The sequence below is a fragment of the Hymenobacter defluvii genome (genome assembly GCF_017589435.1).
GTDB classification, from domain to species: Bacteria; Bacteroidota; Bacteroidia; order Cytophagales; family Hymenobacteraceae; genus Hymenobacter; species Hymenobacter profundi.
The window spans coordinates 22,394-45,298 of record NZ_JAGETX010000018.1 but is presented as its reverse complement, the minus strand read 5'-3'; the positions used below and the strand labels follow the sequence as shown (position 1 = coordinate 45,298).

The window sequence follows — 22,905 nt, the reverse complement described above, 5'->3', positions numbered from 1 at the left end:
GCATTTTAATATGGTATCATTACCATTGTTTTTCTCGCCTGATGATTTTGTTTCAAGCTCCGGAAGTCTTACTTACTTACCATCGTAAGACGGATATGTTGCAACTCACGTATAGTGCCACTAGCCTCTCTATGTCGTTTGGACAGGCTTATCAGCTGGCATTGGATGAGATGTTGCGTAAAAACGTGGGTAAGCTTCTGTTGGATCTCAAGCGCAACGCCCCACCAGCCGACGACGAAGAGTATCTGCTGGAGCCATTGGCCCGCACCTTTCCCCCTACCCTCGACCGGCCGGTGTACATTGCCGCTGTGTTGTCTGAGGGACAGTATCAACACCAGATCGGCAGCTACCTGATGGGCAACACCAGCCTGACGCCCGCACAGGTGGAGTTCAACTATTTCACCTCCCGCCACGAAGCCAGCGCCTGGCTGAGTGATAATTGATGGTCTTACTCTTTCTGAAAACAAGAACGGCCCCGAGCAATCGGGGCCGTTCTTGTTTTCAGAAAGAGTAAGACCATACCTACAGCTTCTCGAAAATTCGGGCGAAGCTTACGGCCTGGCCAATGTAGGCGCGCAACTCCGAGATGGGCATGCGGGTCTGCTCGCGCGAGTCGCGGTGGCGGACGGTTACGGTGTCGTCTTCCAACGTTTGGCCATCTACCACAATGCAGAACGGTGTGCCGATGAGGTCCTGGCGGGTGTAGCGCTTGCCAATGGCATCGCGCTCCTCCATAATTACGGGGAAGTCGAAACGTAGGCTGTTGAAGATTTCCTCGGCCTTCTCGGGCATTCCATCCTTTTTCACCAGCGGGAAAATGGCCGCTTTGATGGGGGCCAGCGCCGGGTGCAGCTTCAGGAAGGTGCGGGTTTTGGTTTGCTCCTTCTCGCCTTCGCCTTCAATGATGGTTTCTTCCTGGTAGGCCTGGCACAGGGTAGCCAGGAACAGGCGGTCGGCGCCTACCGAGGTTTCTACTACGTAGGGCACGTAGTTGCCGTAGGGCTTGCCGGTCTCGGGGTTCACGTCGTTGTCGAAGTACTGCTGCTTCTTGCGGCTCAATTCCTGGTGCTGGGTCAGGTCGAAATCGGAGCGGGAGTGGATGCCTTCGATTTCTTTGAAGCCGAAGGGAAATTCGTACTCGATATCCACGGCAGCTTTGGCGTAGTGCGCCAGCTTGTCGTGGTCGTGGAAGCGCAGCTTCTCGGGCGCCAAGCCCACGGCCTCGTGGAAACGGCGACGGGCAGCCTTCCAGGTGTTGTACCACTCACCTTCGGTGCCAGGGCGCACAAAGAATTGCATTTCCATCTGCTCGAACTCCCGCATGCGGAAGATAAACTGGCGGGCCACAATTTCGTTGCGGAAGGCCTTGCCAATCTGAGCAATACCAAACGGCACCTTCTGCCGCGCCGATTTCTGCACGTTCAGGAAGTTCACGAAGATACCCTGTGCGGTTTCGGGGCGCAGGTAAATCTGGGCGGCGTCGCCTTCCACGGCCGAGCCCTGGGTGGAGTACATCAGGTTGAACTGGCGCACGTCGGTCCAGTTGCAGGTGCCAGAGATGGGGCACACAATCTTTTCCGAGACAATCAGCTCCTTCACGGCGGCCAAGTCGTTGTCGGTAAGCAGGCGGCCGAGGGTAGCGAGCAGGTCGGCGGCTCGGTCTTGCTGACCGGCGGCCTCGTACTCGGCGGCTTTGTCTTCCACCAGCACGTCGGCGCGGTAGCGCTTCTTGCTGTCAAGGTTATCCACCAAGGGGTCGTTGAAACCAGCCACGTGGCCAGAGGCAACCCAGGTTTGGGGCGCCATGAAGATAGCCGCATCGATGCCGACCACGTTCTGGTGCAGCTGCGTCATAGCCTGCCACCAGAGGCGCTTGAGGTTGTTTTTCAGCTCCACGCCGTTGGGGCCGTAGTCGTACACGGCGGCCAGGCCGTCGTAGATTTCACTGGACGGGAACACGAACCCGTATTCCTTGGCGTGGCTGACAATATCTTTCAGCTGGGTATTCTCGATGGAGGATTTCTGCGGGGCGTTGCTCATAGCTGCAAAAGTATCACGGATTAGCGTGGATTTTAACGGATTTCACGGATTTTGTGGCGACTCAATGGCGTGGAGCTGTGCGCCGTGCCGTCTAGTAGCTGGCCTCTGGCCTACTCACTCGGATAACTTTTTCCCGAATATCGCCATTGGCGCGGACGACCGCAGGCCAGAGGCCTTGCTACTAGACGGCACGGGACACAACCTCGCGCCATCGTTCAGTCCTTGCTCATCTCTACCCTATTTAATCTCCCAGTTCTTTAGCCTCTCAGATTACCCATAAGTTACCGATTCGGCAATTCCAGTAACAATTTCATAATCTTGCTACCCTTTGGGGTACCTGTACCTTTGACTGCTGAAATCTGATTTCTCACCAACTACCCTCTTATGTTCGGCTTAGAGCCTCACGTGCTACTACTGCTGCTAGTTTGTTTGCTGGCAGCCTGCGCGTTCGAATTCGTTAACGGTTTCCACGACACAGCTAATGCCGTGGCTACCGTCATCTACACCAACACCCTGCGCCCGTGGGTGGCCGTGGTATGGTCGGCATTCTGGAATTTCATCGGCGTATTTTCCGGTGGTATTGGCGTTGCGATGGGTATTATCTACCTATTGCCCGTCGAAAGCTTAGTTGATCAGAATGTGTACCACGGCATTGCCATGGTAGGCGCCCTCATTCTGGCTGCCATTATCTGGAACGTGGGCACATGGTACTACGGCCTACCCTCGTCGTCGTCGCACGCCCTCATTGGGTCCATCCTAGGGGTAGGCATTGCGTTCAGCCTGATTTCGGGTGGTAATGGCTCCGGCGTGAACTGGGGCAAAGCCGGCGAGGCAGGCCTTGCCCTACTGGTAGGGCCGCTGTTCGGCTTCACGCTCACTATTTTGCTGATGTATATGCTCAAGCGCTTTGTGAAGAGCAAAACCATCTTCAAAGAGCCACACAAGCGCAAGCCCCCACCCCTCTGGATTCGTCTGACATTGGTAACCACTTGTACGCTGGTGAGCTTTTTCCACGGCTCCAACGACGGTCAGAAAGGCGTGGGCCTGATTATGCTGATCCTGATTGGCATTGTGCCTACCTACTTCGCCATCGACCAAACCTTGAACCCGCTCGACATGCGCGAGTCGTTGCAGCGGGTGGAGATGGTGATGAACAAAGTAAACCCGCAGGAACTGAGTGCCGATAATCGCCAGAATCTGCTGGAAGTGAAGTCCCAGACCGCTACCCTCGACAGCATCTTCAGCGGCAAAACCGACGTGTCGCAGCTTCCCCAGGCCGAGCGGTTCCGCATTCGCAAGGCTATTCTGCTCACCTATAGCAGCGCTAAGAAAATCATTGGCAGCGATAAGGTGAGCCTAAGCACCAATGACCGCAACACCTACGAAGCCGCCATCACCGATATGCGCCGCTTCACGGATTACGCCCCGTGGTGGGTGCTCCTCATGGTGTCCCTATCCCTGGGTATTGGCACGATGGTAGGCTGGGAGCGCATCGTGAAAACGATTGGTGAGCGAATTGGCAAGGAGCACCTAACGTATGCCCAAGGCGCTTCCTCGGAGCTGGTAGCAGCGGCTATGATTGGTGGCTCTACCTGGTTGAGCTTGCCATCCTCTACTACCCACGTATTATCGTCGGCCATTGCAGGTAGCATGGTGGCCAACCGCGGCGTGAAGAACCTGAACCCGCAGATGATTCGCAGCATTGCCTTGGCCTGGATACTCACGCTGCCTGTAACCATGTTCCTGGCTGGCAGTTTGTTTCTGCTATTCCGAGCGCTGATTTAGAGTAGCTGCTAGCTTCTTTTTGGGCTGAGAAGACAAAAGCCGCTCCCATTGTGGGAGCGGCTTTTGCGTTGTTAACAGTTGTGTTGATAACGTGGTTGCTAACACGCTTAGATTAGCAAAACGAGATCAATTCACTAGAAAACCAATGAGTTATCCACTTATCCACACTATTTTAGTCTGATTTTGTGGATAACTCCAGTTTTAGGCCGGCCATTGTACCTCCATATCGTCGTCTATGAACACACCGAAGTTGACAAATTGCAGTTCGCCTTCGTCGAAATACAGGTCAATCATCTGGTCTTCATAGGAAAGACGCATCTCACCGGTATCCATTTTTTCCACTTCTGGGTCTTCCACGTTGTTGCGGCGCATCAGGTCCTGAATCTCCTCCACCGACTTGCCGTGGATAGACTCGCCGAACAGGCGCATAGCGGGGTAGTCTGTTTCGATGCAGCTCAGGCGGTAGTCGTCCTCGCGGTCGAAGTACAGGGAGTAGCCTTCGTCGAGGTAGTTCCAGGCTTGGTGCTCAAACTCGTCGTCGTCATCCGACTCTTCAATTTCCTCGGGCTCGCCCATCAGCTGACGCACCTCGTCGCGGGTGGCGCCAAACTTCAAAGGGCCCATGCCGGTGCCTAGGATGATTTCGTGTTCTTCCAACGTATCGTCGGGGGTATTAGGGGTCGTTTGCATAGGGGTAGGGGTTTGGTGAAGGAGAGTAAAGGTAGGAGTTCAGTTGCCGGTTGGCCGTTGAGAGTTATCAGTACGCTGATTTTATCCACACTGACAACTCATTTTCCGTAGCGCTGTTCGAAGTCGGCTTTCTGCTCTTGGTAGAGAGGGTAGGCCCGAGCCGCATCCCACTTCTCTTTGAAGATGCGGGCGGCCTCGGCTTTGGTAGGGTCTTCGGGGGCTCGGGGTAGCTCGGCCCGGCCGTGGGCGCCACTCTGGCCTTTTTTGTCGTCCGGCACGGGACCGTCGTACTTCTTGCCGCCACGGTGGTTGGCATAGCGCCGGGCGCGGGTGTAGCCCATCTGCAAAAACTTGCGGGCCATATCGGCACCCACAAAGTCCTCATCGCGCAAATACGCCTCAAACAGCGCGTAAATCTTCTCCGACGACTCCTGGGCCACCTCGGGTGTACGGAAGCGCCAGTGAGGCAGAATCTCCGACTTATAGGGCTCTACCAGCAGTACACCCTGCTCGCCCTTGCCCACCCGGTACAGTTCCGGGTGTTGGCGGAAGTCGGTATGGTGGAAATCCAGGTTATAGTCGAAGGGCATGGCAGGCGAAGTTCAGAGAAGTTTATACGCTGAAAACCGACGAGCGGCCATTTAACCTACTTATCCACCACCCTGCGGCTAAATCGTGGATAACTGCCGCTCAACGCCCCCCGTGTGCGAAGCCTGGTTCTGCCTACTCGCCCGACCGCAACTTGGCTCTACCTACCTGCCCAAGCGAAGCTCGACTCTGCCCAACCACCTGAACGAAGCCTTTCGCTTTTCCACAGAGTTAATAACTTTTTAAATTCATTTTTTAAATTTTTCTCTTTTATCCCTGTTGTTAGGAGTGTGCATAAGTGGATAAATCGGAAGGGTTATCAACATGGCTGATAACTTGTGAATAAAAAAGCAGTTATCCACTGTCTATCAACAGGGTATGTGGATACTAAACAACAGATATTAAAGCAGTTAAATCGATTATTCACAATCCACAGGCTTGTCCACAAATTCACAATCCACACGCACATCGCAGTGTGGATTGTGGGTTTTTTAGGGGATAGTTATCCACCCTTATCCACAGCCAATTTCACCTGTAAGGGTTATTCACCGTGCAAAAAAACTTATCCGCTTTTTATCCACGAGTTATCCCCAGGTTTCCACCATATTATCCACACATTATGTGGGTTGCAGAAAAGGCAGTGGATAAATATGTGGATAAAATAAAGGGTACCGCACTACAAGCCCGTACGGGCACTTTTGAGTGTGAATAACTCATATAGCCGACATTCTATCCATCCTGTTAAACCCAAAATCAGGGCAAGCTGCAAAAACAAAGGCCTGACTGAAAAGCCAGGCCTTGCGCTGCAACGGGGGTAGGAAAAGGGTAGGCTTATGACGGTGCTAGGTCTGAGTTGGCGGGTCCCATCAGCAACTTGCCGTACGCATCGAAACGGGAGCCGTGGCACGGACAATCCCAACTGGTTTCCAACTCATTCCAGTGCACCACGCAACCTAGGTGCGGGCAAATGGCGGAGCACTCGTGTACCTTTCCCTCCTGGTCTTTATACACAGCCACCTTCGTGATGCCGTGCCGTAGTACGGCACCGCTGCCGGGCGCAATAGCATCGGCTGAGGCCACGTCGCTGCCCGTGAGCAGGTCGGTGTAGTCGGCTACTACGCGGGCATTTTCGCGGGCAAACTCTTTGAGCGACTCTGCTTTGAGTGTTACGCGGCCGGGGTCGTATAGCTCCTCCCAGGGGTTGGAGCGTTCCAGGATGAGGTCGCGCAGCAGCATCGCGCCCAGCGTGCCGTGCGTCATACCATGGCCCGAGTCGCCGGTGATGATGTACACGTTGGGCTCGTCCAGCGGATTGCGCCCGGCGTAGGCCAGGCTGTCGTTGGGCTCCAGCACCTGCCCCGACCAGCGGAAATCGATGGAAGTAATAGCCGGAAAATGCGCCCGTGTCCATTCTTCCAGGCAAGCCAGCCGGGCCTGCGGATCGTCGTGCCCCACTGAATGGTCCTCACCGCCTACAATCAATAGATCCGTATCGGAGTCCGGCACGGGCTGCACGCGGATGTAGTGGTACGGATCGGCCATATCCCAATACAGGGCGGTGGTAACGGCGCCGCGCGGCACCTGGGCTCCCAGTGCGTAGGTGCGGTAGGCACCCTGCTTGGTGTGCATCACTACACGGTCGATGCACGGGGTATTAGTGGCCACTACTACGGCCTGGGCGCGTACCTCAAAGCCTTCGGTGGTACGCACCAGCGCCGTGTCGCCGCCTTGCACTTCGGTGGCATGGGAATGTGTGAAGATCTGACCGCCTTGCGCCACAATGGCTTTCGCTACCCCGCGCAGGTACTTCAAAATATGAAACTGGCCCTGGTTGGGAAAGCGTAGGCACTCGCCGGTCTGGAAGCCCTCAGTACCAGCATCAGGTAGCCACTCTACCCTAGTAAGGCCGGCGCGGTGCGCGGCATCGCGCTCGTCCAAGAGCTCCTGGTGGGTGTTTTCTTTCGCCAGAAACAGGTAGCCATCTAAGCGGCTGAAATCACAATCAATCTGCTCGTCGGCCACTATTTGCTCAATTTGGTCGATGGCAGCACCATGACTTTCGGCGGCCAGGCGGGCGCCCTCCTGTCCAAACAACTGCTCCAGCGTGGTGTAGCGGTCATCCAGCGCATTGGAAAGGTGAGCTGTGGTGCGGCCGGTTTCGCCGCTGGCTATTTCACCATCTTCCAGCACGGCTACGCGCTTTCCTTCTTTGCCCAGCAGGTAGGCCGTGGTAAGACCGGCAATGCCCGCACCTACCACTACCACATCTACCGTGAGGTTTTGGCGTAGGGGCGAAAAAGTAGGTAGCGCTTCGGTGGTGGCAAACCAGGTAGACTGGGTAGCACCGGAGGTGTGGGTAGGGTCGATGGTGTCGAACATGGCGAAGGAAGTGGGGTACCCCAGCACGTACGGGTAGGGCGGAGCGGTAGTTAACGACGAGCTTGCGCCTTACCCATGCGCATAAGCAGACGCTTGCAAGAATGCCATCAATAAAAAAGCCCCTGCCATACGTAGGCAGGGGCTTTGAGTCCGAGAAAACAATTCTAAAAGACCAGCTTAATCTCTTCCTGATCCCACCCGGCCCGCACAGGTTGTAGCACTGGGCCGAGGTAAATCGGCTCGGGAGGCACTTGCAGATTCGGGTCGCTGCCCTGCCAGGTGCCGTCGTTGTTGGCGTCGATGAGCACCCGCAGGCGGTAGGTGCCGGGCGGCAGGTTATCGAAGCGGAACGTCTTTTTGGGGCTTTTGAGCACCGCTATCGGCTGAGCCTTTTGGTCGATTACCTGCACCTCGTAGCTGGTATACTTGGTCTGTATGGTGCCCGACAACGACCCAGAAGCCGGCTGCTCGCTCACGCCCAGCTTCAGCGGCCGGAAGCCCAACGACTGCCCCGTGACGGCCTGAATGTTGGTACTATCAAACTGAAAAACCAGCGTTTTCTCGGCCTTGGTATCCAGGTTAATGGTTAGCTCCGTGCGGGTATCGTTCAGGCGGCCGTCTTTGGGTAGGCGCAGGGGGCGCTTGGCTGCGGTAGAGTCTTCAGTGAGGGTAGCAAAGGGCTTATCCGGCGCAATGCGTACGGGCACCGCGAACTTCACCCGCACCTGACCCTGGCGGTACACTTGCTGCGGGTTGCCTTCCACGGCGTAGCCTACTGCCCGGCGCGTCGGTTCTTTGCCCTGAAAGCGCACGTCGAGGGTGTCGCGGCCTACGTTGCCGGCACTATCGGCGGCCGTGAGTACGTAGCGGCCCTCCGTAAAGGTGGGCGTTTTGAAGACTAATAGCGTCTTGCCCTCCTCAGCTAGCAATACGCCTTGGTTGAGGGTAGCCGTGTCGGGGCGGGCGGCGGTGCCGGGCAGTGGAGCCAGGCGCGCCCGGCTTACTCCCTCGTTGAAGGATACCTTGAACCGGGTAGGCTCGGGCTGCTGACCAGTAATGAGCGCCCGGCGGGCGTCGGGGCGCACCAGTTGCAGGCGCACCGAGTCGAGTGTTTCACCTACCTGAATGGGCTCGGGGAGGTAGGCAATTTTCTCCCCGTCTTCATAGCGGAAGCTCTGGTTTTTATCCACCAAAGCATACAGCCGGTACGGGCCGGCCTTCAGGTTTTCCAAAGTGAAAGCGCCGGATTTGTCGGTGCGGGTGAGGTAATAAGGCCTACCCTTGCGCACCGAAAAGGCGGTGTCGTTGGCGGGATACAGCATCACGGAGGCATTCTCGGCGGGCTTGGTCGTGAGCAGGTCCGTCACCACGCCGCGCACCATACCCGAGTCGAGCTGCGGGCCGGTACTGAAGGCCAGTCGCACGTTTTTGGCCTTGTTCTTCTCGGTGATATCCACTACGGCATCCCCAAAGTTGAAGGAGTAGGTGGTATTCGGCGCAAACGGCTTATCGTAAATCAGCGAAATAGCCGTGCGGTCCTCGCGCACTTTGTAGTGGTTCTCATCTGGAATCAGCGGGGCCACAATCAGGTTTTTGGCTAAGTCCTGCAACTGCACTTCCTCCGAAAACTCCAGCCGAATGGTTTGGGTCGTCACGTTGCGGGCGCCCTGTTCTGGGCTAGTGCTCACCAGCTCGGGCGGAACCAGGTCGCGTGCACCACCATCGGGCGAGGCAATGGTAGCGCAACCGCTCAGCAGCGCCAACCCGGCTACCCACCGTATCCAACCAGCACGCACAAATTGCATCATAAATAAACAGACAAAAACAGTGACGGCGGCACGAAGCGTAGGCTTCGCTCACCGCCGCCCACTATCACTCAACTTAACAATCAACTACATAGCCCCTCCCCTACCCCATTGGGGAGCAGGCTTAGCGCCGAGTAGCTACGTAAATCAGGCTGGAATATTGCCCGCCGTGCTGGGCCGCGTAGCGGTTCGACTGGTAGCCGGCTTTCAACACGGCCAACATACCCTGCCCCTGCTCGGCGCGGTGTTTCTCGCTGAGCATGCTCACGTAGTAGGCGTCCAGGGCCATGGGTAGGGTTTCGCGCACCTGCATTTTGTGCTTTTTTAGCAACTGACGCATGGTATTGGGCGCAAAATGGTAGAGATGGCGCGGCACGTCGTAGGCCGCCCAATCCTGGCGGTAGTGCTGAGCGTCGAGGCTTTCTACGTTGGGAACGGCAATGATAAGCACACCCTCCGGCTTCAAGAGCTGAATGAGCTGGCGCAGGGTTTCGTTCAGGGTATGAACGTGTTCTAACACGTGCCACAGCGTAATCACGTCGAACGAGCCAGCTGGCAGCTTGCCCAGGTCTTCGGGCGTGCCTACGTTGGCCCCTACCCTACGCATCGCCTCTTCGCGGGCGCGAGGGTTGGGTTCCAGGCCGTGCACCTGCCAGCCATCAGACTTGGCTGCCGCCACAAAATGACCCGTACCGCAGCCGTAGTCTAGCAGTTTGCCTTTGCTTGGCACCAACCGGTTCAGCAGAGCCACTTTGCGCCGTAGGGTGAAAAAGCGGGCTACTTTATACGCTTGGTTGATGAGGCCAGCCGCGCCGCTGTTGTGCGACACATATTCATCTGACTCGTAATACCGCCCAATGTGGGCCGCATCGGGACGAGGGTTGGTAAACTGAAATTTGCACGCCGTGCACTGCTGAATAGCAAAGCTCTCCTTGCTCACCGACTTATCTTCAACCACCAGCTTATTCTGGAAGTCCGATTTCCCGCACACCGGGCAGGCTTCTAATCGTTCGTACACGGCTTTTAATTATGAATTATGAATTAGAAATTAGGAATTGAAATAGTGGCAACGATATGCCAGCCGATGCAATCCTCGAATTCCTAATTCATAATTTCTAATTCATAATTTTCAATTACCTGCCAAGGTACACCATCAGCACCGAAACGTCGGCTGGTGAGACGCCGCTGATGCGGCTGGCCTGGCCCAAGGTTTCGGGCTGAATCTTGAGCAGCTTCTCGCGGGCCTCGTGCGAGAGGGCGGGCATAGCCTTATAGTCAAGCCTACCCTGAATTACGAAGTTTTCCAGCTCCTGCACGCGGGCGGCTTGCTGGTGTTCCTTTGCTAAGTAGTTCTCGTATTTCACCAAGATAATGGCCTGCTCCAGCGCCTCGGCGCGGTAGGGAGCCAGCGCCAGCGTGAGGCCGGGCAGTACGCGGGTGAGGTCGGCCAGCTCCACGTTGGGGCGGCGCAGCAGGTTCACGGCGCGGGTTTTCTCGTGGATGGTAGCCGAGCCCAGTTCCTCCAACAGACTGTTAATTTCGTGGGGCTCAATGGCAAACTTGCCTAGCAGCGTCAGCACCTCTTGGGTTTGTTGCTCCTTTTGGCGCACCAGCTCCATACGCTCTTCCGAAGCCAGACCCAGCTCATAGCCTAGCGGCGTGAGGCGCAGGTCGGCGTTGTCCTGGCGGAGTAGAATGCGGTGCTCAGCGCGGCTCGTGAACATGCGGTAGGGCTCGTCAGTGCCTTTGTTCACAAGGTCATCAATGAGCACGCCGATGTAGGCCTCGCTACGCTTGAGCACGAAGGGTGCCTTGCCGTGTACTTTGTTGTGCGCATTGATGCCGGCCATCAGGCCCTGGCACGCCGCTTCCTCGTAGCCCGTGGTACCGTTGATCTGGCCCGCGAAATACAGGTTCTTAATGCGCTTAGTTTCCAGCGTGAGGCTGAGCTGGGTAGGCGGGAAGAAGTCGTACTCGATGGCGTAGCCAGGCCGGAACATCTTGGCATTCTCGAAGCCGGCAATCTTGCGCAGGGCACGGTACTGCACGTCCTCGGGTAGGGAAGAACTGAAGCCGTTTACGTACACCTCCACCGTGCTCCAGCCCTCGGGCTCCACAAAAATCTGGTGGCGGTCCTTGTCGGCAAAGCGGTTGATTTTGTCCTCCACGCTCGGGCAATAACGCGGCCCCAAGCCCTTGATACGGCCTTGGAACATGGGCGACTTCTCGAACCCCTCGCGTAGGATTTCGTGCACCTCGGCGTTGGTATAGGTGATGTAGCAGGGGCGCTGCTTGCTGAGGGCGGGCGTGTCGAGGTAGGAGAATTTGCTGGGCACGTCGTCGCCGGCCTGCTCCTCCATTTTGGAGTAGTCCAGGGAGCGGCCGTCTACGCGGGGCGGGGTGCCGGTTTTCATGCGGCCAGCCTCAAAGCCCAGCTCCTTCAGCTGCTCCGTGATGCCAGTGCTGCCGCGCTCGGCAGCCCTACCCCCACCAAAGTTCTTTTCACCGATGTGAATGAGACCGTTTAGGAAGGTGCCATTGGTGAGCACCACCGACTTACCCCGGAACTCAATGCCGAGCTGCGTTTTCACGCCTACCACCGTATCGTTTTCCACCACCAAACCCAGCACGGCTTCTTGCCAGAAGTCCACGTTGGCAATGCCTTCCAGCGTGAGGCGCCACTCCTCAGCAAAGCGCATGCGGTCCGACTGCGCGCGTGGGCTCCACATAGCGGGGCCTTTGGAGCGGTTCAGCATCCGGAACTGAATCATGGTTTTGTCGGTGATGATGCCCGACTGGCCGCCCAGGGCGTCTACCTCGCGCACAATCTGCCCCTTGGCCACCCCGCCCATGGCAGGGTTGCACGACATCTGCGCGATGGTGTTCATGTTCATGGTCACCAGCAGCACTTTCGAGCCCAGGTTGGCGGCAGCGGCGGCGGCTTCGCAGCCCGCGTGGCCCGCGCCTACCACAATCACATCGTATTCTTCTTGCTGAAACATGCCTTCTTAATAGAATTTTTTCGCCCGGAGTTCACACAAGCTTGAAAGGCGAGTTTGAGAGTGTTAAAAACCTAGCAAACACCTCTACTTGCGAGTGGATACCCTTCACTGCGAAAAGCGTGTGCAAAGATACAATTCAGGCAGTTAGTCTAGTTCCTGCTCGTCCCAATCAAGCATCAGCTCAGTGGCTTGCCGGTTCACCTCTTCCCAGGTAAATGGGAGCCACTGGTCGCGTAGGCAGTTGAACACCTCCGTAGCAGGTAGGCAGGGAAACAGCTTGTAGTCGAACTTGGGGTAATCATGCACCAGGTAGCCAGGGTAGTAATACTGCATGTGCTGCTGGCGGGCGTGGTTTATTTTCAACAGCATCAGGTACTTGCCTAGACTGTTTTTGCGGTAGGCAGGGTCATAGAAATTCATGATGCCGGCCAAGCTGCGGGTGCCGCTATCGAAAATACCGGCCGCAATCAGCTGGCCGTTGTCGCGCACTTCCAGCACCTCGGTGGTGAAGATGTTGTGGGTGGCGCCGGCCAGCAGAAAGGCCTCCACAGTAGGCGGCGCGTCGAAGGTGATGGAGGCGCGGTACTGCGCGTACAGCATCTCGTATTCATCGGTAAGCCGGAAAGGCCGGATGGAAACGCCGAACGGCTCGTTTAGGCGCAGCAAGCGGCGCTGCTCCGGCCCCCACATCACGTTGTCGAGCGCCAGTCGGAGCCAATGCACCGTGTGCAGCGTGTCGTTGATGGGTAGGAAACGGCACGTGAATAAGTCCTGATGCATCCGGTAATAACCCTGGCACAGGTAATAATCCAGCATGTTGCCCGGAATAATAGGAAATGGAGGGGGCACGGCGGACATAGAAAGATAACGTGGGTAGGGATGGTCATTCCGAGCAGCGCGAGGAATCTGGATAACTGTCCTCGGCGAGACTTGCTCAGACTCCTCGCGCTGCTCGGAATGACAACGGGTAGGCAACAATACAGAAAACGCCCGCATTTCGGCGGGCGTTCCTGAAAAATCAATCCATGAAAAACGGATGCAAAACGCCTAGAATGTGCGTAGCAAGAGGCAGTCGTCTTCCTTTTTGCGCATGGCTGTCTGGCTCAGCAAGTCCTTGTCGGCGTAGCCCAGCAGGTGTAGCACACCGTGAATCATTACGCGGTGCAATTCGTCGCGGAACGTCACGCCCAGTTGCTGGGCATTTTCGCGGATTCGCTCCACCGAAATGAAGATGTCGCCCTCAATCACGTCCGACGTGTCCGAGTTATCGAAGGTGATAACATCGGTATACGTGTCGTGGTCAAGGTATTCCACGTTCACCTGGTGCAAGTACTCGTCAGAGCAAAAGATGTAGGTCAGCTGAACGATTTCGTGCTCGTGCACCGCCGCAATCCGCTCAATCCAGGAGGTGAGTTCGGCAGCGTCGGCCAACTCGAAATCCACTTCCTCTACGATAAACTCGATGCCAGGCGTTTCGTGGCGCGGCTCCTCGTGCAAAAACTCGTCGTGTTCAGCTGTGTTCATACCAGGGCTTAGGCCGTGACGTGGTCAGATGGAGAATCGGAAGTGGCAGGCGCCGGGGCGAGTAGGAACGTGAGCTGCACGTTGCGACCCTCCTCGGTGAACTCCACCTCGTCGGCGAGGTGGCGAATGAGGAAGATACCGCGGCCACCAGGGTTTTCCAGGTTTTCGGGAGCCGTGGGGTCCAGTAGGTTATCGTAGTCGAAGCCTTCGCCTTCGTCCTGTACTTCGAACTTTAGACGGTCCTGATCTACGTAAAGCGACAGAAATACGTTCTTGTCCTTGTCGAACTTATTTCCGTGCCGGATGGCGTTGTTCACCGCTTCGGTGACGGCCACCATAATGTTGCCGTAGATGTCGTCTTCAATATGGAAGGTATCCTTCGAATTGTCGATGAAACTTTCCACTACTCGGATGTTCTCGACCAGCGAAGGAATTTGAATTTTAACCTGCTTCATAAGGGGTTGGTAAGAGGGGCAGCGGCGGTAAAAATAAGGAGAGCTATTTCATTTTCTGAAAATATTCACTGACCTCCCGCTGATAATAGGGCGTGAGGGCGGGCGGCACCGTCCGGAGCAGCTCGGTTTGCCGGGTTTTCTGCTGCTTGTATTTTTCGAAAGCAGGCGGAAATACCGGCGGGCGGTTCTGCGCCGTTTGCGCTTCCCGACGTTCTTCCTGATCGCGCTCCTGGGCCGATTTCTCGGCTTCCAGCAAACGAGTCAGGATTTGTTGCTGGCGCATGATGGTTTGCTCCGTCAGCCGCTTGTTTACGAGGTCGGTTTCGGTTTGTTCCATCATTTTTTTCAGGTCGCCGGTGCCGCCCCCGCCGTCCTGGCCTTTGCCTTCCTTGCCGCCGGGCTTCATCTGGTCCATTTTCTGCAACGCGTCGCGCAGCATCTGCTGCTGCCCAGCTAGTTTGGCTAGTTCTTCGGACAGCGCCCTACCCGATTTGCCGCTCTGCTGGAGCTGCTGAATCTGCTGGTTGAGCTGCTGTTGCATGCGGCCTAGCTGGCCTTCGCCGGCGCTGCTACCCTTCTTCTTTTTGCGGCCGGGCTTGCCGCCGCCCTGCTGCTGTTGCTGCTGGCTCTGGCGCTGCTGTTCCTGCATTTGCTTCAGGGCGTCGTTCAGCATCAGGGCCAGGTTGTTCATGCTGGTCATGGCCTGCTGCTGGCTGGCGGTGGCGCGGCGCACGTCGCGCTGCTGGATGTGGTTCATCGACTCGTCCATGCGGCCGTTCATCTCCCCTACCTCCCGCGTCACGAAGCTCTGGAGCTGGAACACTTTTTTGGCCAAGGCATAGAGCGAGTCCTGCACTACGCGGGCGTCGTCGCGGAGCTTGCGCTGCTGCTGGCCCAGCTGCACAAAGCGCGGGTCCTGCTGGTCTACCTGCCGAAACTGCTTCATTACGCCTTCTTCGTCGAAGCTCAGCTTGAGCAGGTTTTCCAGGATGTCGCGCAGGCCGTCGATGTTCTGCTGTTGCTGGTCCTGCTCCTCCTGGTCCATCTGCTGCTGCATTTCCTGAGCCATTTGCTGCATCTTTTGGGCCGCTTGCTGCTGGGCCTGGCTAGCTTTCTGGTTCTGATTTTTTTGAAGCTGTTGCTGGCTTTCCTGCATCTGCTGGTCTACCTGCTGCTGCTCCTGCTTCATCTCGTCGGCCTCGTTTTCGCCGCCCAACTGCTCGTCCATCTTCTTCAGGTCTTGCAAGTCCTGCTTGATTTCTTCAAACTGCTCTTTGGCTTGCTGCTGCTGCTGTTTCAGCTCCTCGTTCTTCTGCTTTTGCTGCTCGTTGCTGAGCTTGTTGTCCTGGTTATTCTTGTCGTTTTGCTGGGTTTGCTCGGCTAGCTTCTTTTGCTCTTCGGCCAGCTTTTGCAGCTTATCGAGGGCGGCGTCCTGTTTCTGCTCAAACTGCAATTGCTTGAACATCTCCAAAGCCCGCTCCAACTCCTTCTGCAAGGTTTGCTCTTTGTTTTCGAGCTTTTGCAGGAGCTGCTGCATGTCCAGTTGGTTGTGGTCCTGCTGATTTTCCAGTAGCTTTTGCAGCTCTTCGTAGAGCTTCTTGGTTTCGGGGTCCAGCAAGGTTTCCATCAGCTTTTGCAGCTCCTGCGCTTTCTCAGCCAACTCCTGACTTTTGGGGTCCAGCTCATTTTGCTGCTGCATCATCTGCTCGAAGGCCTGTTTCATGTCGGCCAACTGCTGATCTACCTGCTTCTTTTCTTGCAGCATATTCTGCAACTGCTTGCGGTCCTGGAAGCTCAGTTCGCGCTTGGTTTTCAGCTTGTTGTCGGTTTTGGCCATTTCGCGCTCCAGCTGCTTACTCTGCTCGCCGGCGCGGCTCAACTGGTTCTGCACCGCCGCTGACTTCTGAGCCAGCTGCTCGCGCTGGGCTGCCCGCGAGGGTAGGCGGTACTCGGCCTGCCGCGTGCGCGCCGACTTGGGCCCGTGCACGCCATCGTTGTCCCACACCTGCACGAAGTACTCCAGCCGGTCGCCGGGCTTCAGGTTGAGGGCGCGCACGTCCCACTGGTAGGCATAGGCCTGGGCCGTACCAGATTGCAAGGGTAGGGCGCGGGTCTTGTAGGGTGCGCCGGGGCTGCCGCCCGCCACGCGGTAGTGCAGTTGCAGACGCGAGAGGCCATAGTCGTCGCGTACGGTGCCGCCCAGGGCCAGAAACTGCCGGGCCGTGGTGTCGGCAAACGTTTCCAGGGTGATGTCGGGCGCCTGGTCGGGTAGGGCCGTGAGCTGGTACTGAATCGGGTCGCGGTTGAGGCTGGCTGGGTTGCGCAAGCGCACCAAGTAGGGCTGGCTGCGCATCACCCGCCGCGAGGCCGTAAACTCGTCGCCGTCGGCGGCAGCCGTCACGGTTTCGTTGGGGTTTTGGAAAACGAGTTGCAACTCGTCGGTGGCTTCGGTGGCGAAGTTCCACTGCACGGTGCTACCCTCCGGCACGGTCAGGTTGCCGGTGTTGCGAATGGTTTCGGCAGCTTTGCCCAGGTAGGCAGGGTAGGAAACGCGCACCGAAAAATCGCGCAAATCAGGCCGCTGGCGCACGCGCAAGTCGTACTCATCGGAGGTGAAACCGGCAGCGGCTAACTGAAAGGAAATGTTCTTCTGCAACTGCTTGAACTCGTAGCGGTAGCGGCCGTTGGCTTGCTTGCTAAGGTGCCGCTCCCGGCCATCGTAGCGAACTGTAATATCGTTGGGTAGGGCGTCGCCTTCTACAGCTACTTCCAAGGCAAAGTCTTCGCCCTTAAAGGCTTGCAGATTCTTATTCTCTACCACAAACCGAAACGGCGCGGGCGGCGAGTAGGCGCGGTTATAATGCAAAATGCGCTCCGTGCCTTGCACGAACAGCGCCGGGTACACCAGCAGCAGCAAGGCAATAATGCCCGCCGGTACGGCCACGTATTTCCACAACGGCCGCGTCTGGGTTTTGAGGTCAATGCCCTTCGTGAACTCAAAGCCAGCGAGCTGACCAGCGCGCTGCTCCAGGCTGGCGGCAATCAGGGCGTTTTCGCGGGCTTGGCCTTGCAGCTGTAAGGCGTTCAAGAGCTTGTCTTGTACTTCTGGAAACAACTCTCCTACCCTACTAGCGGCTTGCTCGTCGGAGAGTAGGCGGCGCAGGTTGGTGAGGGCGGCCAGGGGTTGCCAAATCCAACGCACAAAGGCGTAGACTACCAATCCCAGAAAGCCAAACAGCAGCCCGCCCCGCATCCAGGTAGGCAGGTAGAGGAAGTACTCAAGCAGGTTGAAGACCACGAATAAGGTCAGCAACAGGCCCAGGGCTACCAGTCCGCCGCGCACCAGCAGGCTCAGGTAAAACTTGCACTTAAAGGCTTCCAGCTGGTCCAGCACCCGTTGTAGGGCTGGCAGCGGCGGCGTTGTAGTATCTCTGTTTTCCACTAGCGATAGGACTCAGTTCGGTTCAGGCAAGATACGGATTTGCCCGCCGGTATGAGAACGACAACGGAGGGTAGGGAAATTGTTCCGTAGAAGCGTGTGGTACTGTAGGGGCGCCTTGCAGGCGCTCGTCGTTGAACGGCTTGGCCCCACACTTACGCACAAAGCCCTATCCTCAGCAACGACGGGCACCTGTAAGGCGCCTCTACAGCACCACGAAGGCCGGGCAATGGTCGGAGTGCACCGCGTCAGGCAGCAGGCCGGCTTTCAGAATACGCGGCTCTAACTGCTTATCTACCAGCAGGTGGTCGAGGCGCCAGCCTACATTGCGGGCGCGGGCGCCGGCGCGGTAGGTCCACCAGGAATACTGGCCAGTGGCGTCGCCGTGATGGTGGCGGAAAGAGTCGGTGAAGCCATCGGCTAGAAAATCCCGGAACCACTGGCGCTCCTCGGGCGTGAAGCCGGGGCTGTTCTGGTTGGTCTTAGGGTTGTGCAGGTCGATGTCGGTTTGGCAGCAGTTGAAGTCGCCGCCGATGATGAGCGGGGGCACGCCGGCCGCTTGCAACTCGCGCACGTAGCGCCGAAAAAAGTGCAGCCACTCCACCTTAAACGCTTGCCGCTCCGGCCCGCTGGTGCCCGATGGCATGTAGGTGTTCAGCACCGAAAAGTCGTCGAAATCCAGCCGCAGCACCCTACCCTCCGAATCGTAATCGGCGGTGCCGCAGCCTACGGCGACGTTGTTGGGCTTCACTTTTGAGAATGTGGCCACGCCGCTGTAGCCTGGTTTTTCGGCTGGGTGTAGGTAGGCATGGTAGCCGAGGTCGGCAAAACCGGCCACGTTCAGGGCATCCCTACCCGCTTTTATTTCTTGTAGGCACAGCACGTCGGGCTGGACTTGGGCTACCCAATCGAGTAGGCCTTTGCTCAGGGCTGAGCGCAAGCCGTTGACGTTGTAGGTGATGATGTTCAAAATGAGGATAATTTTTTGTCATCCTGAACGCAGCGGAGCGTAGTGAAGGACCTTATCACGCTGGCGCGAGCCGTTATTGTAATGGTTGTTCTTACGTGATAAGGTCCTTCACTTCGCTCCGCTGCACTCAGGATGACAGCATTAATTACTCGTCTTCCAACGAATCGAAATACTCCACAATGTGCCATTGCAACATGCGTTCCTGCTCCTTGAGGTTGGCAAAAGGCACGGGGCGCACCAAGCGGTAGTGTGGCCATCCGTCGTCGTCCACGCGGTCCAGCTCATAGTAGCCCGAGATGCTGAAGACCCGGCAGGTAGCAATGTGCATCAGGTCCTGCTTCTGCTCTTTGGTGAAGGGTCCCGCACCCTGGCCCAGCTCCTGCACACCAATGAGCAGGAGCATGGCGTTTAGGTCGGGCTTTTTGCCGAAGCGGGCCTTCATCTCATTGCGCAGCTTCAGCCAGCGGTATTCAAAATCTTCCTCAGATTCGTGTTCCATCAGGCGTTGGCAGCGCTAGCGGCTTCTTCTTTCAGCACTTCCCAATATTCCACGGCGCGGCGGAAGTGCGGAATCACAATGCTGCCGCCGATGAGGTTGGCAATGGCAAAGACTTCGTAAATCTCAGTGTCGGTTAGGCCTTCTTCGTGGCACTTACCCAGGTGATATTTGATGCAGTCGTCGCAGCGCAACACCATGGAGCAGGCCAGACCAATCATCTCCTTGGTCTTCACATCCACAGCGCCTTCCTGGTAGGTGTTGGTGTCGAGATTGAAGAAACGCTTGATGACCTTGTTATCAGCCGCCATGATCTTATCGTTCATCTGCTGGCGGTAGTCGTTGAATTCGGTGACGAGGGACATAGGGTGCGAGTAGAATTCGGTTCCGTACCGCTCACAGGGCGGAGAGGAACACGAGTGGTTGATTGTAGGAATGAAATCCAAAATTAACCACAAACGCCGCTCTTAGTTACACCCGCGGCTCAACGAACCTCAAACTCGACGGTGTACGTCCTTTCAGGAATTTCACCTATCTGCTCATTATTTTGATAAAGTGCGATAGGGGTAGTGAAGGAGGAATAATAGCGGCCAATGGGGAGAAACTGTTTATGCAGCACACTACAAAAGTGGGTAGTGGTCAGCACTGTGCTATCTGCTACCCACGGAATCTGTATGGTTTGACTGCCGTGAGCTGGCAGCACATGTCCTCCCTGATAAGTACAGAAGATGCTATTATAGGGCTTGCCCAAAGAAATCTGCTCGTCGCTGCTACCTCGCTTGCGTACTTCACAGAAGCGCTGATCAAGAAAAATAGGGTTGTCTAGTAGGAGCATCTGATCTGACTGGTTCATGATCTGAAGCCTAAACACCACATTTTCACCTGCCTTGAAAACAGAGGTTTGCTGCCCTTGAGCGTTCAGCACCACGAAGCGCACATCTACCTGACTCTGTACTACGTCAGCATCCTCCTTACATCCTTCGAGTAGCAACACCGAGCTTATCGCCGCAATGGCCATGTATTTGTATGGAATCATTGATATACAGATAGGTAGAAGTAAAAGGAGCGCAGAAAGAAGAGTTGATTATGCGATAAATAGTTGCATGAAAAGAAAGCAATAAGCTGATTTTTATTCAGTTACGCCTAAAAATCCAATAAACTCTGAGCTTAAAATCAAACTCTCATACCCACCGTGCTACTCGCCCCGCTTGCCGACTTCGTTTCCCTGCTTTTCCCGCGCGTGTGTCTGGCCTGCGAGGAACCCTTGGCGCGGGGCGAAAGCCACATCTGCACCGGCTGCCGCGCCCAACTGCCCTACACCGACTACCACCTCCTACCCCCCACCGATAACCCCTTGGCCCGGCGCTTTTGGGGCAAAGTGCCCGTAGCACAAGCGTTTAGCTATCTGCGGTTTCTGCGGCGCGGCCGGGTGCAGCACCTGTTGCACCAGCTCAAATACCGCGGACAGCGGCAAGTAGGCGTAGTGCTGGGCGAGTGGTACGGCGCCGAATTGCGCCAGCACGGCCTACACGAATCTTTCGACTTAGTCGTGCCCGTGCCGCTGCACCCGCGCAAGCTGGCGAAGCGCGGTTATAATCAGTCTGATTGCGTGGCCGAAGGCTTTGCCAACGGCTTGCAGCTCCCGTGGCACGCCCACGCACTGCGCCGCACTACGCACACCAGTTCCCAAACCAGTAAAACGCGCTTAGAGCGGTGGCGAAATGTAGCCACTGTATTCGAAGTAGCCGCGCCCGAGCTAGTAGCCGGCCAGCGTATCTTGCTGGTAGATGACGTGCTGACGACTGGTGCTACGCTCGAAGCCTGTGCCGCCGCGCTGCTAGGCGCCGGCGCCAGCAGCGTTAGTATTGCTACCCTGGCTTGCGCCGACAGGTAGGGCTATGCCGACGGCGCCGTACTTTTGCGGTTTCGCTTGTTATAGAAGTATGCCGATTTCTGATCTGACCCTGTACGACCCTTTCGAGGGCATGCGCTTTAGCCCTGAGCAATGCTTTTTGTGTGGCACGCCTACTACACCCCCTACCGATGCCGTGCCGGTGTTTGCACCGTGGCTGATGGAGCGCTACCACCTGGCCGAGCGGCCTATTCAACTGCTCGATCAGAGCATTACCACCTATCAACACCTCACCATTTCGTGCTGTGCCCGCTGCCGCACCCAGCACGTAGAGCCGCTGGAAGCGCAGGTAGCCGAAGCCGCCGCGGCCGGATTGGACGGCCTGCGCGCACTGGACGAGAAAACGTTGTTCTTGTGGCTGGGCAAGATGTTCTACGGGGTGCTGGTCACAGAGCTGCTCACGGAGCTGAATCCGCTGATCAAGCCCCGCTACCCGCTGGCCGAAAACGCGCAGATGTTCCGCCGCTTTCAGGCGTATTTCCAGACGCTGCAAGCCCTGCGCGTGCCCATGGAGTTTGATGATTTTGTGCCGGCGTCCATATTTATTTTGGAAGCCGATATCACGCAACCTGCCCTACCCTTTGAGTACGACGACGACCTGACCACGATGGTGTTCAGCATCAAGCTTGATAACGCGGTGATTACGAGCTGCTTGGTTGATAACGGGATTATTCGGCAGGCCATGCGCGGCATCTACCAGCAGGCCCAGCGGCCGCTACACCCGGTCCAGATTGCCGAGTTTAAAGCGCGCGTGTACTATGCGGCCTACCTGTTCAATGTAGTGCCCGATTACTTCGCCCGTTCCGTGCAAGCCGGCGACGACCACGTAGTGATGGATACCCTAATAGATGATGTGACGGGGCCGGTTTTCAACCCCTGGGACAACAGCGGCTACGGCCAGGCGCTGTTGGAAATGTGGAAGACGTGGCATATTCCGCTGGCGGAAATCATGCAAAATTCAGCGCAACCACTTAGCTATCTGTATGATGAGGCTGGGAACCCGCAACCGGTAGAAAAGGTAGCGGAGCTGCTGGCGCAGCGCCCCGAGGACAAAAGTAGGCTTAACTAGCCTGCCATTCGGGGAGTACGGGCGGCGTGTCTTCCACCTTCTTGATGGTCACGTCGTCCCACTTGCCGTAAATTTTTTCGTGGCGGCCCACCAGCAAATCGATGGTGCGGTGCAGGCGCTTGTTCATGGTGTCGTGGATGACGTACACGCCATCCAACTCTGGCGAAATGCCTTTCACACGTACGGAGTCACCGAAATCAAACTTACCACCCCAGTTCTTCAACATATCCCGGGAGAGGGCCATCCAGCGCCGTTTGCTGGTATGATGACGCGAGATGCGCGAGTTATCGGCCGTAACAAATGGCTCACTATCCGTCTGGCTGGCCTTGGCCGAGTAAACGGTTGCCGTGACGCGGTACGAGGTCAGGCGGCGCGGCGTGTGATGCGCCAACACAACAGGTTGGGGTAGCAACAGGGTTACCGGACGTGGACTCAGTTGAGCTACCGTAGAGGGTAGGGCCGCCGGTTGCATAACAACGTGGGGCGGAAAGAGAAACGTGAGCAGAAATAAAGCAATGGACATCAAAGTAGCTTTAGTGGACTCTTGCTTAGCCTGAAGAGGGTAGGCAGCCGGCTAATTCCGGCTAACAGGAAAGGCAATTTGCAGCGAAAATCGCTTGCAAAGCCAGTGTGTTCAGAAGAGATTGAGAAGCCTGATTAAGCTAGTGAAGCAGGAAAAGAGGCGATTTAACTGCTTGTTAATGGTAATAAGCGGGACATTTACTGCCTACTTGCTGGCAAAGGTACAACT

Annotated in this window: 19 protein-coding genes and 1 pseudogene; 4 read left to right on the top strand and 16 right to left on the bottom strand. The window is 56.6% G+C overall.

Going from position 1 to position 22,905, the window contains the following annotated elements; translation table 11 throughout:
- Positions 1–41: 41 nt before the first annotated feature.
- A complete protein-coding gene (locus tag J4D97_RS19510) occupies positions 42–443 on the top strand; it encodes a hypothetical protein (RefSeq protein WP_208309027.1) in 402 nt (133 codons plus the stop codon).
- Between the two features lie 79 nt (positions 444–522).
- On the opposite strand, the gene J4D97_RS19505 is transcribed toward J4D97_RS19510, so the two are convergent.
- Positions 523–2,040, bottom strand: coding sequence for a glycine--tRNA ligase (locus J4D97_RS19505; RefSeq protein ID WP_208309026.1), 1,518 nt, complete (start codon positions 2,038–2,040; stop codon positions 523–525).
- 384 nt (positions 2,041–2,424) lie between these two features.
- Here J4D97_RS19505 and J4D97_RS19500 point away from each other — a divergent pair, with 384 nt between their 5' ends.
- Entirely contained in the window at positions 2,425–3,825 is a 1,401-nt protein-coding gene (locus J4D97_RS19500) for an inorganic phosphate transporter (protein ID WP_208309025.1), read from the top strand.
- Positions 3,826–4,026: 201 nt separating this feature from the next.
- Here the strand turns inward: J4D97_RS19500 and J4D97_RS19495 are convergent, their stop codons facing one another.
- From J4D97_RS19495 to J4D97_RS19430, 14 genes and pseudogenes are all read right to left on the bottom strand, one after another.
- Positions 4,027–4,515, bottom strand: coding sequence for a hypothetical protein (locus tag J4D97_RS19495; protein WP_185281846.1), 489 nt, complete (start codon positions 4,513–4,515; stop codon positions 4,027–4,029).
- A 98-nt stretch (positions 4,516–4,613) separates the two neighbouring features.
- Entirely contained in the window at positions 4,614–5,105 is a 492-nt protein-coding gene (locus J4D97_RS19490) for a DUF4385 domain-containing protein (protein ID WP_208309024.1), read from the bottom strand.
- Positions 5,106–5,934: 829 nt separating this feature from the next.
- Positions 5,935–7,482 carry an FAD-dependent oxidoreductase gene (locus J4D97_RS19485; protein ID WP_208309023.1) on the bottom strand — a complete coding sequence of 516 codons (1,548 nt, stop codon included), beginning with the start codon at positions 7,480–7,482 and terminating at the stop codon, positions 5,935–5,937.
- 1,415 nt (positions 7,483–8,897) lie between these two features.
- Positions 8,898–9,287 (bottom strand): annotated as a pseudogene (locus J4D97_RS24035) (Ig-like domain-containing protein); the annotation flags it as partial.
- Positions 9,288–9,411: 124 nt separating this feature from the next.
- Positions 9,412–10,305, bottom strand: a complete 894-nt coding sequence (locus J4D97_RS19475; RefSeq protein ID WP_208309021.1) for a class I SAM-dependent methyltransferase — start codon at positions 10,303–10,305, stop codon at positions 9,412–9,414.
- 115 nt (positions 10,306–10,420) lie between these two features.
- Entirely contained in the window at positions 10,421–12,289 is a 1,869-nt protein-coding gene (gene mnmG / locus J4D97_RS19470; RefSeq protein ID WP_185281841.1) for a tRNA uridine-5-carboxymethylaminomethyl(34) synthesis enzyme MnmG, read from the bottom strand.
- Between the two features lie 144 nt (positions 12,290–12,433).
- Positions 12,434–13,147, bottom strand: coding sequence for a GNAT family N-acetyltransferase (locus tag J4D97_RS19465; RefSeq protein WP_243900418.1), 714 nt, complete (start codon positions 13,145–13,147; stop codon positions 12,434–12,436).
- 189 nt (positions 13,148–13,336) lie between these two features.
- Entirely contained in the window at positions 13,337–13,813 is a 477-nt protein-coding gene (ybeY, locus tag J4D97_RS19460; RefSeq protein WP_185281840.1) for an rRNA maturation RNase YbeY, read from the bottom strand.
- A gap of 8 nt (positions 13,814–13,821) precedes the next feature.
- Positions 13,822–14,268, bottom strand: a complete 447-nt coding sequence (locus J4D97_RS19455) for an ATP-binding protein (protein WP_208309020.1) — start codon at positions 14,266–14,268, stop codon at positions 13,822–13,824.
- 43 nt (positions 14,269–14,311) lie between these two features.
- Positions 14,312–17,710, bottom strand: a complete 3,399-nt coding sequence (locus tag J4D97_RS19450; RefSeq protein ID WP_347879372.1) for a DUF4175 family protein — start codon at positions 17,708–17,710, stop codon at positions 14,312–14,314.
- 202 nt (positions 17,711–17,912) lie between these two features.
- Positions 17,913–18,677: an exodeoxyribonuclease III gene (locus J4D97_RS19445; protein ID WP_208309019.1), complete on the bottom strand. Its 765-nt coding sequence runs from the start codon at positions 18,675–18,677 to the stop codon at positions 17,913–17,915.
- Between the two features lie 145 nt (positions 18,678–18,822).
- Positions 18,823–19,176, bottom strand: a complete 354-nt coding sequence (locus tag J4D97_RS19440) for a hypothetical protein (protein WP_208309018.1) — start codon at positions 19,174–19,176, stop codon at positions 18,823–18,825.
- Positions 19,176–19,538 carry a carboxymuconolactone decarboxylase family protein gene (locus J4D97_RS19435; protein WP_208309017.1) on the bottom strand — a complete coding sequence of 121 codons (363 nt, stop codon included), beginning with the start codon at positions 19,536–19,538 and terminating at the stop codon, positions 19,176–19,178. The genes J4D97_RS19440 and J4D97_RS19435 overlap by 1 nt, the downstream gene beginning before the upstream one ends.
- Positions 19,539–19,657: 119 nt before the next feature.
- Entirely contained in the window at positions 19,658–20,209 is a 552-nt protein-coding gene (locus J4D97_RS19430) for a hypothetical protein (RefSeq protein WP_208309016.1), read from the bottom strand.
- 156 nt (positions 20,210–20,365) lie between these two features.
- Here J4D97_RS19430 and J4D97_RS19425 point away from each other — a divergent pair, with 156 nt between their 5' ends.
- Entirely contained in the window at positions 20,366–21,067 is a 702-nt protein-coding gene (locus J4D97_RS19425) for a ComF family protein (RefSeq protein WP_347879371.1), read from the top strand.
- Positions 21,068–21,116: 49 nt separating this feature from the next.
- The gene (locus J4D97_RS19420) at positions 21,117–22,154 is read left to right on the top strand and encodes a hypothetical protein (RefSeq protein WP_243900417.1); all 1,038 of its coding nucleotides are present in this window, start codon (positions 21,117–21,119) and stop codon (positions 22,152–22,154) included.
- Here J4D97_RS19420 and J4D97_RS19415 read toward each other — a convergent pair.
- The gene (locus J4D97_RS19415) at positions 22,147–22,677 is read right to left on the bottom strand and encodes a hypothetical protein (RefSeq protein ID WP_208309015.1); all 531 of its coding nucleotides are present in this window, start codon (positions 22,675–22,677) and stop codon (positions 22,147–22,149) included. The two genes, J4D97_RS19420 and J4D97_RS19415, sit on opposite strands and share 8 nt — an antisense overlap.
- Positions 22,678–22,905: the final 228 nt, after the last annotated feature.

Coding starts and splice junctions, on each gene's coding strand:
- J4D97_RS19435 (WP_208309017.1), bottom strand. CDS start 19,538: ATGTCCCTCGTCACCGAATTCAACGACTACCGCCAGCAGATGAACGAT.
- J4D97_RS19495 (WP_185281846.1), bottom strand. CDS start 4,515: ATGCAAACGACCCCTAATACCCCCGACGATACGTTGGAAGAACACGAA.
- J4D97_RS19500 (WP_208309025.1), top strand. CDS start 2,425: ATGTTCGGCTTAGAGCCTCACGTGCTACTACTGCTGCTAGTTTGTTTG.
- J4D97_RS19430 (WP_208309016.1), bottom strand. CDS start 20,209: ATGATTCCATACAAATACATGGCCATTGCGGCGATAAGCTCGGTGTTG.
- J4D97_RS19415 (WP_208309015.1), bottom strand. CDS start 22,677: ATGTCCATTGCTTTATTTCTGCTCACGTTTCTCTTTCCGCCCCACGTT.
- ybeY (WP_185281840.1), bottom strand. CDS start 13,813: ATGAACACAGCTGAACACGACGAGTTTTTGCACGAGGAGCCGCGCCAC.
- J4D97_RS19455 (WP_208309020.1), bottom strand. CDS start 14,268: ATGAAGCAGGTTAAAATTCAAATTCCTTCGCTGGTCGAGAACATCCGA.
- J4D97_RS19485 (WP_208309023.1), bottom strand. CDS start 7,482: ATGTTCGACACCATCGACCCTACCCACACCTCCGGTGCTACCCAGTCT.
- J4D97_RS19505 (WP_208309026.1), bottom strand. CDS start 2,040: ATGAGCAACGCCCCGCAGAAATCCTCCATCGAGAATACCCAGCTGAAA.
- J4D97_RS19490 (WP_208309024.1), bottom strand. CDS start 5,105: ATGCCCTTCGACTATAACCTGGATTTCCACCATACCGACTTCCGCCAA.
- J4D97_RS19420 (WP_243900417.1), top strand. CDS start 21,117: ATGCCGATTTCTGATCTGACCCTGTACGACCCTTTCGAGGGCATGCGC.
- mnmG (WP_185281841.1), bottom strand. CDS start 12,289: ATGTTTCAGCAAGAAGAATACGATGTGATTGTGGTAGGCGCGGGCCAC.
- J4D97_RS19465 (WP_243900418.1), bottom strand. CDS start 13,147: ATGTCCGCCGTGCCCCCTCCATTTCCTATTATTCCGGGCAACATGCTG.
- J4D97_RS19510 (WP_208309027.1), top strand. CDS start 42: ATGATTTTGTTTCAAGCTCCGGAAGTCTTACTTACTTACCATCGTAAG.
- J4D97_RS19440 (WP_208309018.1), bottom strand. CDS start 19,176: ATGGAACACGAATCTGAGGAAGATTTTGAATACCGCTGGCTGAAGCTG.